Source organism: Ruegeria sp. C10 (assembly GCF_056537805.1).
In genome coordinates this window covers 1709295-1721160 of sequence record NZ_JBQFSC010000001.1, presented here as the reverse complement: position 1 = coordinate 1721160, position 11866 = coordinate 1709295, and the positions used below count along the sequence as shown (strand labels likewise).

The window sequence follows — 11866 nt, the reverse complement described above, 5'->3', positions numbered from 1 at the left end:
CAAGGGACCAATCGCCATCGGCCCAGAGGCCAACTTGCAAGGACGCACGTGACGATACCAGCCTGTTGAATACTCGGCGCATCGTTCCGTTGATGCGCGTCCTACTGACATCTTGAATTAGCTTCACGCTGCGGCGTGCAAACGACCGCAGGTCTACGAAACCGCCGGTTGTTAACGCATTCAAGCCAAACTGGCTTCCGGTTCGCCCCGTTGACCAGAAGTCTGTCAGGGCACGAACGCGCCAGCAAAGTCGACCGCCGATACGTTCTCGTTTGAATCTGAACTGCACAAACCGATTAAAATCACGTGCAAACCTGACGTTCCTGACACTGAGAAGGTGTTCCCGGCCATCATCTATGCTATCTGCAGAAACGGCATCGAGTTGGAAAAAGGCTTCCGGACCATATCGAAGGGAGTCAAGCTCCCACAGAAACTCTCTCTCTCTCGACGCGGCAAACTCATTCAGGAACCTTTGCTTTTCGTGGCGTAGTTTGACGGCCTCATCCTTGGTTGCCGTCTTTAGAAGCTCATCTTTGGCATCCGCTTGTCGTTTAGCTTCGAGATTGCCAAGTTCGGCATAGACACGGACAAAACGCCGGTCGTCAGATCGCTCAAAGAATAGTCCGATGTCATCAAGATCATCGCCTCTCGTAGCCAAAGCCGGGGCAGCAGTTATCGCTAGGCTAGAACCCAGAAACGTACGGCGGGAAATTTTGCACCAGTTGGTCCAGGATGCTATCTGACCTTCTTCAATAAATTCTTCATTTTTCAGAAACTCGTCCTTCAACAATTCCTCCACAAAAAAGCATTGTCTAAATTTCCGCGTACAATCAAAAAACTAGAAAAATCGTTCAAAATTCTGATAGACATTTCTACGGTTCTATATTGTGCGCGAAAAAACGCACCATAGAGAAGTCTCTGTAGGAGGCCCCCTTTCTCAACCCTCAGATTTCACCTTTGCGGTTACTAAAGGATCGCTTGAACTGATCTGACGGTACGAAGCAAGAACTCCTTTCGTCAATATTTTTGTTGGAGGTTTTACAAGGCGTTGGCGCCTAAGTTGCTGAATTAAATATGATAAATACCCCTCTTTTTCAATTTTTCTTAACCACATAGAGACGATGAATATCGAATCACATGGGCTTTGTTGCACAAATCCGGGTGTGAACGGACTGCCCCTTTCCCCGGACGGAGTTATCCTTCGAGCATGGTGAGAGGTATGCCAAGAGCGGTGTAACGGTTGAGCACTGTGATCCGAACATAGAGCTCAGCGACTTGCCGATCGAAGTCGCGGACCATGAGGTGTTGGCCAAGCAGTTTGACGCAGTTCATCTTTGTCTCAGCGCGGCTTCTTCGGTGATATCCGGTCAATTTTCGCCACAATGCTCGCCCGAGATATTTGCAGGCTCTAACTGCTTCGTTGCGCGCTATTGCGCCCGCCCTGGTTGGCTTCCAAAGTTGGGCATTTTCTCGGAAGGGGCGAAGCTCGCTCATGTCGCTCATGTCGCTCATGTCGCACCTCCCGCAAAACTGGTCGCAGTATCAGGTTCACAAGATGTTCTCGCATTGTCCTGATACCATTTTACACCTAACCTATTGTTTTTCAATAATAGCGAGACGACTTGCAAATCCGTGTACACCGGTTCGATTCCGGTACTCGCCTCCAATTCACTCTAGATCATTGACTTAGGGCGATTACGTTTTCCGCCTTGTGCGCATTTTCCTGGAAAACGACAACACGCTATGCCGGTCCTACCTGTGTCAGCTGCGACGTCATTTCTCCCAAATTATCCAGCTCCTGTACTACGCAGTTCTAGACGGTGTTGGCTGAAAAGCGAAGGCGCTGGCGACAAACTATGTCGCTGTGTTTCAGAATCTGGATAAAAGGAATCCGAAGCCATGAGGAACGACAGGCGGCATAACTCAACTTCCATTGCGTAGATATGTCCAGCGATAGTGGGGCGGCGTAGGACCTTTGTTGCGTCCGCCTTGCTGGGTTTGCTCCCAGGCATGGGCCAGAATACCGACCGACCGCGAAAGGCAAAACAAACCTCGTGCCAATGGAGGGGCAAAGCCTAGCTCTGCATAGATCACTGCCGTGACACCATCGATATTCATCGGCACCGGCTTGCCTTTCCGGCGCATCAGGTCGGTTTCCACGGCTTGCCCGACTTTCATGAACCGACCCTCGCAGGCGTCCTGTTCGACTGCATCAGCAACCAGGGCCATCAGCCGGGGTGCGCGCGGGTCCGTCGGTGTATGGAACCGATGCCCGAAACCCGGCAGTATCTTCCCGCGTTCGGCAATCCAGTCGTCCAATGCCTGTTCTGGGCCTTCGGCATGGGCGTCTACAAAGTGATAAAGCTCCATCGCCTGCTCGCCGGCACCACCATGGATGTCACCCAGCATGTTAACAGCACTCGCCATCGCGTTGTTAAGAGACAGCCCGCAGGTCACCGCCATTCGTGCAGCCGCGATCGAGGGGGCTTGCGGGCCGTGATCCACGGCGGCGACCAAAGCGGCCTCGAACAATCGAGCCTGCGCAGGTGTCGGTCTATCACCCCGCACCATCAACCAGATCATTTCAGCGAAACCCAGATTGCCGATCAGGTCTTGAATCGGCTGGCCACGCAGTTCAATGCGTCCGGGCTCCATATCGATGATGGCGGTGCGCCACCAATCGGCAACATCGCTCATATCACCCTCTCATGTCGCAACGTTTCGATCTCTGCGTCCGACAGTCCAAGCTCGGCCCAAATCGAGAGGTTGTCGGCCCCAAGATCCGGTGGTGCGGATCGTGGCATGCAGCGTGCGCCATCAATGACCACTGGGCTGCCCGCAAGGCGTAAACTCTCTCCGTGCGCCGACAGAGTTCCAATCAGCCCGCGACCTGAGAGTTGGTCGTCGGACAAAGCCTGCGGCACCGTCATCACCGGCCCGGCCGGTACACCCAACGCATTCAACTCTTGGACCCAATCACTGGCTGGACGGGTAGAAAGAGTGCGTTCCAGTTCTTGGCGCAATTCATGCCGGTTGGTCTTGCGATCCTCGCGGGTTAGGTAGTCCGGATGCATCAAAAGGTCGGCGCGGCCCAGATGTTGGGCGAGCGCATGCCATTGTTCGTCGCGATTGGCGGCGATATTTATAGGGTTGTCGGATGTGGCGAAAGTTCCGGACGGGGCCGACGTTGTGTTTTCGTTCCCATGCGGCGCAGGAGTCACGCCACCGACCAGATAGTTGGACACCACCCACCCCATGGTCGAAACCACCGCCTCGCTCATTGCGACATCAACGAATGCCCCGCGCGGGTTGGCATTCAAGGCCGCGCTTATGGCAAAGGCCGCCGTCATCCCGCCGACGGTATCTGCCAGAGGATAGCCAACCCGGTAAGGCGCGGTATCCGACGCACCTGTGATTGACATGACACCGCTGATCCCCTGCACGATCTGGTCATAGGCCGGATCGTCCCGGCGTGGTCCATCCTGACCAAACCCGCTGATGGCACAATAAATCAGTCTGGGGTTCTCGGCGCGCAGAACCTGATACCCCAGCCCAAGCCGGTCCATCACGCCGGGCCGGAAGTTCTCGACCAGCACATCGGCAGTCTTGACCAGCCGCTTGAGCAGAGCCTTTCCCCGATCAGCCTTCATATCCAAAGTCACGGATTTCTTGTCTGCATTCTGCGCCAGAAAGCTGATGCCCATGCCGGCCTTGTTCCGATCAGGATCCGCCCCCAGCACACGGGCCAGATCTCCGCTGCCGGGGCGTTCGACTTTGATCACTTCGGCCCCCATCAGGGCCAGTTGGTAGCAACAATACGGCCCGGCCAGGACATTAGTCAGGTCAAGAACCCGGATGCCTGAAAGTGGCTCAGTCGCCATCGGCCACGCCTGCCGCTCGCGCCTTGGCGCGACGTGCGCGGTAACTGGGCAACAGCACCAGAAGGAGGGCAATCACCAACAGGCCCAGCGTCATCGGACGTTCCCAGATAAAGGCGATGCCGTCATACAGCTGCATGGAGCGGGCAAAGTTATCCTCCATCATGCCACCAAGGATGAAACCGATCAGCAGCGGTGCCAGAGGGTAATCGGCAAATTTCAGTGCTGTGGCGCAGACGCCGAAGCCGACCAATATCAGCAGTTCCGTGGCATTGTTCTGCCCGATATAGGCCCCCATGAGGGTGAAGAACAAAATGAACGGAATCAGATAGTTGCGCGGTACTGCAAGCACCTTGGCGATATAGGGGATCAACGGCAGATTCAGGATCAGCAGCACCAGATTGCCAATGAACATCGACATGATGACAGCCCAGAATACCTGTGGCTCGTCGATCATCAGGCGCGGACCCGGTGTCACATTCAGCGCGATCAGTGCGCCCAACAAAATGGCCGTAGTTCCGGAACCTGGAATGCCGAGCGTCAGCAACGGAACAAAGGAACCGGTACAGGCAGCATTGTTAGCTGTCTCGGGTGCTGCCAGACCTTTGATCGAGCCTTTGCCGAACTCTTCCTGCTCTTCTTTCGGGGCAATATTGCGTTCAACCGCATAGCCAAGGAAACTGGCAATCGTTGCCCCCGCCCCCGGAAGCACACCGATAAAGAAACCCTGCACAGATTGGCGACCAACCACCGGAGCGATGGCCTTTGCCTCGGATCCTGTGATGCGCAGGTCCTTGATTTCGCCTTCGTCGCCTTGCAGGTCCTTGGGTTTGAGAACCAGAAACAGCGCTTCGGGCAGGGCAAACATCGCCATTGCAAGCGTGATGAAACCAAAGCCGGACTGCAGATCCATGATCCCCATCGTGAAACGCGGCAAGTTGAACAGCGCGCCCTCGCCGACGGTGGCCATGATCAGCCCGAGAATGGTCATGACAATTGCCTTGGCCACCTGCCCGGTTCCCGCAAAAGCGGCGATGGCGGACAGACCCACTACCATCAAGGCAAAGTACTCAGCCGAGTGGAACAGCAGTGCGACCGAGGATAATGCAGGCGCAAAGATCATCAGCAGCAGCGCGCCTATCGTACCCCCGGCGAAACTGGCGATAGCGGCAACTGTGAGCGCCTTCCCGGCTTTGCCCTGACGAGCCATCGGATAGCCGTCGAAGCTTGAGGCCACGGTTCCCGCGACCCCCGGCGCGTTCAGAAGAATGGAAGATGTCGAGCCACCAAAGATCGCGCCGTAATAGACACCGGCAAGCAGGATCAATGCGGCGGACGGATCGCCCATCGAAATGGCGACCGGAATCATAATGGCGATGATCGACATCGGCCCAAGACCGGGCAGCATGCCGATGAATGTACCAATCAGACAGCCCGCTATGACCATCAACAAGTTTTGGATGGAGAATGCCGTTTGTAGGCCGATCAACAATCCTTCAAGCATGTCAGCCTCCGAAAACGCCCGGCAAGGGTCGCATGTAGATGCCAAGAACCTCTTGCACGAGGTACCAGACTGAACCTGTAGCGATTACGGCAACCGGCAGCATGACGTGCCATTTGCGTTCGCCCAGAATGAAAGAACCGAGGATCAGGAACCCGGATGTCGAGATCAGAAATCCAACCGGACGTAGGCACAGCGCATAGGCAACCATCAAAGCCAGCAACAGCAGCGCCTGGCCCAAGTGATATTCGCCCAGCCTCCGATAATCGATATCAGCCTCTTTGGGCTCAGCCTTTTCAAATCCCAGCAGAATAATCGTTGTGGCAATTATCCCCAAAATCGACAGCACCTTGGGAAAGGTGCTCGGCCAAATGGGGTTGCGCTGCATGAAGGGGGGCAGACTGCCATCCATCGTGAACCAGGCGGTGTAGCCATATGTCAGGCATATGCCCAGCAAAACGAGCGCGATCCAGCGATCCAGCGCCATGTTTCCCCCTCCTTTGATTTATTGTTGGTTGAGGCAGAGCGGTTGCCCGCTCTGCCCGAGGTATCCTTACAGGAAACCCAACTTTTTCATCAGATCGCCGATCTGCTTTTCCTGCTGTTCCAGGAACGATTGGAAATCAGCACCCGAGTTGTGGATGTTCACCCAACCGTTACGGGCGCGGACCTCTTCCCATTCAGGTGTGTCATACATCTTGGCGATGGCTTCTTGATAAGCGACCAGCTTGTCCTCTGGCAGACCAGGAGCAGCAAAGAACCCACGCCAGTTCACGAAAGTTGTGTCGATGCCCTGCTCTTTCATGGTCTGCGCATCAGGGGCTGCATCCACGCGCTCTTCCGCGGTGACGCCAATGATCTTCACCTCACCCGCATTCGCCAGATCGACAGCCTCCGAGAAACCGGTCGACAGCGCGGCAATCTCACCGGACAGAAGCGCGGCCATCGCTTTGCCACCTGCATCATAGGGGATGTACTTCACGCCCAAAGCGTCCTTGCCTGCCGCTTCCATAACCATCGCCGCGACCAGATGGTCCATCCCACCCGGCACAGAACCGCCGCCGATGGCCGTTGTACTTGGATCGGCGTCATACGCGGCTAGCAGGTCCGCCATTGAATTGATGGGGCTGTCTTTGCCCACAACAATCGCCGCGTAATCACCGATCGTGCCCGAGACCAGTGTCAGGTCGCGGAAATTGTGCGGGAACACTCCGGTCAGAGAGCGGATCACGATCGGGGTCGAGTTGACCATGAGCGTGCCGTGGTTGCTGTCGGCGTTTTCGATCAGATATCCGATGGCTTTACCACCGCCGCCGCCCGACATGTTTTCGTAGGATGCAGTTCCCACGAGACCCGCATTCGTCAGCGCCTCACCTGTGCCACGGGCAGTGCCGTCCCAGCCGCCCCCTGCGCCACCGGGGATCAGAAAGTGGATGCTATCTACGACCTCTTCAGCGAAAGTCGGTCCAGCCAGACCAATAGCGGTCACAGCCGCGATCAGGGCGCGACGGCCCAGTTTGATTGTCGTCATGAATTCCTCCCGTTTGACAACCGGCCGCAGTGCGGCTCAGATTATTCGAAACCTAAACACATCAACCTGACATCAACCTGTCATGGGTGAAATTACTATTGGATCCCGATGAAATTCCTCTTGGTCGAAGACAATCTGGACCTCGCCAATGCCATAAGCTCGCGCATGCGGCTTGACGGGCATGTGGTTGATCACGCAGAGAAAATAGAAGATGCTGTGGCCTTTGTTGAAATCGATGAGTATGACCTGATCCTGCTGGACATCATGCTTCCCGACGGGGACGGGCGCGATTTCCTCAAACGGCATCGCGCCAGCCATCTGGACACACCTGTCATCGTTCTGACCGCCCGCAGTCAAGTGTCGGATCGAATCGGCTCACTCGATCTTGGGGCGGACGATTATGTCACCAAGCCCTTCGACCATGCCGAACTTGAGGCGCGCTGCCGCGCAGTGCTGAGACGCAAATCCGGCAAGACCAAAACGACGATTGAAATTGGCGGCGTCGTCTTTGATCCGGTTGCGGGTCATTTGACGGTGGGCGACGACATCGTCTCGCTTCGCAACCGCGAACTGCGCTTGTTGGAACTGCTGATCAACGCCCCCGGTCAGGTGTTTTCTAAGCAGAAGCTGGCGGACCGGTTGTTCTCCTACGACGACAATGTTTCGGACAATGCCATCGAGGTGTATGTTGGACGACTGCGTAAGCATCTGGAAAAATCGGACCTCAGGATCACAACGTTGCGCGGTTTGGGCTACAGGCTGGATCATGGCAATTAATCCAAATGTTTCCGGATCACTGCGAAACCGTCTTGCGCTAACGCTAATCGGCGGTGCCGCGATTCTGGCCCTCGTGCTGTTCTTTGCTGTCCGCGACTATGCAGTTCAGGTTGCCCAGCAAGGTCAGGACAACATTCTGGGTGCCTCAGTCACCTCGATCCTCGATGCCGCGGCGCTGCGTGGAGGCGAGCTTGAAGTCGATATCCCCTATGCCGCCTTTTCAATGCTGAGCACGCCGTCGGACGACCGAGTGTTTTATGCGATCTTTCAGGATGGCGAGTTCCTGTCCGGCTACGAAGACCTGACCCCAACTCAAGGACCCGCTGATGGAAAGTGGACCTTTCGCTTCGGTGAGGTGCGCGGTGAAAACGTTCGTCAGGTCAGTGCCAGCCGCACACTGGTTGGGCTGGGAAATCAGACAGAAATCGAAGTGGCCTTGGGACAGACCCAAGATGCGCTGTCGGAGACGCTGGATCAAATCTCACGCAATGCCGGCCTTTTGGGATTGGGGTTCTTTGTGCTTGCGGCTGTATTGTCCTTCTGGGTGAGTTCGGCCACCATCGGCCAGCTCGACAGATTAACGACATCCGTCACCCGTCGGGGACCGCAAGATCTCAGCCCATTCAAAAAACCAGTACCGCGTGAAATGGCGCCTTTGGTGTCATCGCTGAATTCGCTGATGGGACGCCTGGACCAGTCTCTCAGCCAATCCGAGGACTTTATCGCCGAGGCCGCCCATAGGGTCCGCACCCCGCTGGCAACGGTCAGGTCTTATGCCGAGGCGACGCTGCAACGGGTCGAGAGAGAAGACAACCGCGAGGCGTTACGATCAATGATGCGCGCCATCGACGAAAGCTCTAGGGCTGCGGGGCAACTACTGGATCACGCCATGATCACATTCCGCGCCGACCATCTGGAGCGCGAGGATATCGATCTGGTGACTCTGATCCGTGAGCTTGTCCAGCGCTTGACGCCCATCGCTGAAATGAAAGACCTTTCGCTTGCTTTGAGCGGCGATCCGCAGGTCATGTATTCGGGCGACCCCATCCTCATCCAAAATGCGGTGCGGAACATGGTAGACAATGCGCTTAAATATGCGCCAGCGGACAGTACCGTAGTCATCGATGTCGCAGGGTCACCCACAGCCCGGATCACGGTCAGTGACCAGGGGCCAGGCTTTCCGCCAGATGAAATCGAAACGCTCACAAGACGTTTCGAACGTGGTCAGAACGCGGCGGGAACCATCGGATCGGGCCTCGGGCTAACCATTGCCCAGGACGTCGCGGTCGCCCATGGCGGCACGCTGGTACTGTCAAACAAAGCGGAGGGCGGCGCATGCGTTATCTTGTCACTCTGATCCTGTGCCTGTTCGCCAGCGGCGCAGGGGCTCAGGATTGGGAAGACCGACAAATATTCAACGAAAGTGCCGACGGCCCCCGACTGCGGGTCATTTCCAGCACCGATACCGCCCTGTTTGCGCCGCTGATCGAGGATTTCGTCGCCCAGAATCCAGCGATATCGGTCGAATATCTGGTGACCGGCACGGCCGATATCGACCGACGCGTCCGAGCCACGCCAGAAGCGTTCGACGTTGTCGTTTCCAGCGCGATGGACCTGCAACTGAAGCTCGCGAATGACGGATATGCGCTGGCGCTTAACGATCTTCCGCACCCCCCTTGGGCGCAATGGCATCAAAGCCTGTTCGCCTTCACTTCGGAACCCGCAACCATCGTTGTCAACCGCACCGCGTTCGAAGGACAACCAATGCCGCAAACGCGGCAGGAACTGATCGAAGCGCTGCGCGCCCGCCCGGATGATTTTCGGGGCAAAGTCGGCACTTATGACGTGCGCCAGTCGGGATTGGGCTATTTGTTCGCGACGCAGGACGCCCGCGCCTCGGAAACCTATTGGCGCTTGATGGAGGTTTTGGGCGGCCTGGACGTGCGGCTGTATTGTTGTTCGGGCGACATGATTAACGACCTGGCGGATGGTACAATCGCGGTGGCCTACAACGTGCTTGGCAGTTATGCGGCGGTACGAACAGAAGGAAAGGATGCCCTTCAGATCATTCTGCCTTCGGATTTTCAGACGACGATGATGCGAACCGCCATGGTAACTGGCAAAAGCCGCTTGCCGGAGGAAGCGGAAACCTTTGTCCGGCACTTGACCACGCTGAATCCGGAATCAATGGCAGCACTGCCACTTCTGGACACGCAGGATTCCACGACCGAAAGCGCAGCGATAGCGCTGGACCCTGCGCTGTTGACGTTCCTCGATACGCTGAAGCGCAGAAAGTTCCTGTCTGCCTGGGAAAGTGCCGCTATTCAAAGATGATCGGACTTAGACATCAACCCTATCCGTCATCGCTGAACTTGTTGCTTAACTCTGTTGACGCTGGAAGACATCAGCCAGCCCAGGTTACTTCGCACGAATCTATAATCAGAAAAATGATCTCGGCTCAAAGTTTCTCGACGGCCACTTGCGCCCCCATGATGGCCTTGAGCCGCAGCCCCGCAGAATGTGCCCCGAGGAATTCGTGGAACGCACGCATCACGTCATCTTTCCACCACCCTCGCCTGTGATAATCGTCAAGCATGATTACGCCGCCTTCGATCATCTTGGGCAGCAAAGCATCCAGATCCGTTTTTACGCCCTCGTAGGAATGGTCGCCGTCCAAATAGGCAAACCCGATGCTTTGATCTTCAAACAGACTCAGCGCCGGTTGCGAATAGTCGCGAATGATCGAAATTTGCCCCTTGGCAATCTCGGTGCTGTATTTGCCCGTCACTGCCTCGTAAATTCGATCCATATCCTTTTGCGAGCGCGCTCCGGCAAGCGAAGCACCGCCATCCGGGTCTTGCTGTACTTGCCAGGGATCGATGAGGCACAATTTCGAGGGCTGTAGCTCTTCCAGCAGAATCCGCGAAAATTCGCCCTTCCAAACGCCAATTTCAACGCTCAGCCGTCCATGCGGCATGGTCTTGAGCATTTCGCGCCGCAGGGAATCCTTCCGCTCGCGCTGCTCAGCTTGCTTCTTGCGGCGATCCTCAGCAGATACAGCTTCACCCATAGACGTCTTCTCCGGTTGAGGAATTTTGCAACGCTTCAACCAGATCAACCCAATCCGGTCTGGCTCTCAATTCTTCGGCTTTCGACCTGTGCCACTCACATGCTTTATGATGAAGGTCTGCCAATTGCGGATCTGCCATCATCTCAGCTTTGATGTCGTGCATAGCCGGCATGTGTTCCAGAATTGAGCGATCCTCAACATCATTGTGGTTCATCATGAGCCAGTATTTGAGCCCTTGATCCTGCCCCACATGATTGGTGCGCCCACGGTCGCGCTTGACTAAAAAGCTATCAGTGCTGCGCACAGCATAATGATGAATGCGCGCGAATTCATGGCTGAAACCACGCCATGCTTTCCATTTCACTTGGTCTGCTGGGTAGAGGTTCCCGCCCGAATCCCGCCACAACACGCCTTCGTATGGCGCGTCAGGGTTCGGTGCATCTTCTGGATTGATCCTGGGACGATGGGCGCGAAAACGGCTGAATTTTCCGTTGTTGCGGAACAGCGTTTTGAACCCTTTGGTCCGGTGATGCGGATAGCCGTCTTCGGTGGCGGCCAGAAAGAAAGTCTCAGGTACAGGTCGATCAACGAAATCGTTCTGACCCGCGTTTCCGAACATGCGCCAGCAGATCGAGATCGCGTCCGCCACGCCGCTGGCCTCAACGAGGCTTCTTATATCACTATTGGGCAAACGGATATTGATATACTCGTCCACATCCAAACTGAGAATCCAATCCGAAGACAGATAGCTTGGGTGGTTCCGCGCAAGCGAAAATGCACGAACCTGCGGCGCGGCGCGCGGACCCAGTCTGTTTCGTTGGTGGTGAGCCCAGCCAAGCACTTGCAACCGTTCGCCCATGGCATCGGTACCATCAGCGCAATCATTGGTATAAATCAGAATGTCATCAAAACCGATTGCGTGGTTGTAGGCCACCCAATCGATCATGAAAGGCCCTTCGTTTTTCATCGTTGTTACGATGAGAAAGGTCTCATTCGTCATAAGTTGTTCTCTTGCCTGTGCCGGTGTCGGACTCCTGTCGACCTATTTAGAATAGCACCAGAATTTTGTCCAACCAGGTCGCCAGACAGCCGCAATGCTTGCCGATTAA

At 55.9% G+C, this 11866-nt stretch carries 10 protein-coding genes and 1 pseudogene; 3 read left to right on the top strand and 8 right to left on the bottom strand.

Going from position 1 to position 11866, the window contains the following annotated elements; all coding sequences use genetic code 11:
- Positions 1-1194 precede the first annotated feature (1194 nt).
- From ACR0DE_RS08250 to ACR0DE_RS08225, 6 genes and pseudogenes are all read right to left on the bottom strand, one after another.
- Positions 1195-1479: pseudogene (locus ACR0DE_RS08250) on the bottom strand (IS5/IS1182 family transposase); the annotation flags it as partial.
- A 444-nt stretch (positions 1480-1923) separates the two neighbouring features.
- Positions 1924-2697: a citryl-CoA lyase gene (locus ACR0DE_RS08245; protein ID WP_480752520.1), complete on the bottom strand. Its 774-nt coding sequence runs from the start codon at positions 2695-2697 to the stop codon at positions 1924-1926.
- Positions 2694-3881 (bottom strand): CaiB/BaiF CoA transferase family protein, encoded by a 1188-nt coding sequence (locus ACR0DE_RS08240; RefSeq protein ID WP_480752518.1) that lies wholly within the window; start codon positions 3879-3881, stop codon positions 2694-2696. Before ACR0DE_RS08240 ends, ACR0DE_RS08245 begins: the two co-directional genes overlap by 4 nt.
- The gene (locus tag ACR0DE_RS08235) at positions 3871-5382 is read right to left on the bottom strand and encodes a tripartite tricarboxylate transporter permease (protein WP_480752516.1); all 1512 of its coding nucleotides are present in this window, start codon (positions 5380-5382) and stop codon (positions 3871-3873) included. The genes ACR0DE_RS08240 and ACR0DE_RS08235 overlap by 11 nt, the downstream gene beginning before the upstream one ends.
- Before the next feature lies 1 nt (position 5383).
- Positions 5384-5866: a tripartite tricarboxylate transporter TctB family protein gene (locus ACR0DE_RS08230; protein WP_170401217.1), complete on the bottom strand. Its 483-nt coding sequence runs from the start codon at positions 5864-5866 to the stop codon at positions 5384-5386.
- A gap of 66 nt (positions 5867-5932) precedes the next feature.
- On the bottom strand, positions 5933-6910 hold the full coding sequence (locus ACR0DE_RS08225) for a tripartite tricarboxylate transporter substrate-binding protein (RefSeq protein ID WP_170391824.1): 978 nt from the start codon (positions 6908-6910) through the stop codon (positions 5933-5935).
- A 108-nt stretch (positions 6911-7018) separates the two neighbouring features.
- Here ACR0DE_RS08225 and ACR0DE_RS08220 point away from each other — a divergent pair, with 108 nt between their 5' ends.
- The 3 genes from ACR0DE_RS08220 to ACR0DE_RS08210 are packed head-to-tail and all read left to right on the top strand — an operon-like array spanning position 7019 to position 10021.
- On the top strand, positions 7019-7687 hold the full coding sequence (locus tag ACR0DE_RS08220; protein WP_170420955.1) for a response regulator transcription factor: 669 nt from the start codon (positions 7019-7021) through the stop codon (positions 7685-7687).
- Positions 7677-9044 carry a sensor histidine kinase gene (locus ACR0DE_RS08215; RefSeq protein ID WP_170563588.1) on the top strand — a complete coding sequence of 456 codons (1368 nt, stop codon included), beginning with the start codon at positions 7677-7679 and terminating at the stop codon, positions 9042-9044. The genes ACR0DE_RS08220 and ACR0DE_RS08215 overlap by 11 nt, the downstream gene beginning before the upstream one ends.
- Entirely contained in the window at positions 9023-10021 is a 999-nt protein-coding gene (locus tag ACR0DE_RS08210) for an ABC transporter substrate-binding protein (protein WP_170512179.1), read from the top strand. Before ACR0DE_RS08215 ends, ACR0DE_RS08210 begins: the two co-directional genes overlap by 22 nt.
- A 124-nt stretch (positions 10022-10145) precedes the next feature.
- Here the strand turns inward: ACR0DE_RS08210 and ACR0DE_RS08205 are convergent, their stop codons facing one another.
- Positions 10146-10757 (bottom strand): class I SAM-dependent methyltransferase, encoded by a 612-nt coding sequence (locus tag ACR0DE_RS08205; RefSeq protein ID WP_170735385.1) that lies wholly within the window; start codon positions 10755-10757, stop codon positions 10146-10148.
- Positions 10750-11757, bottom strand: coding sequence for a glycosyltransferase family 2 protein (locus ACR0DE_RS08200; protein ID WP_480562333.1), 1008 nt, complete (start codon positions 11755-11757; stop codon positions 10750-10752). Before ACR0DE_RS08200 ends, ACR0DE_RS08205 begins: the two co-directional genes overlap by 8 nt.
- Positions 11758-11866: the final 109 nt, after the last annotated feature.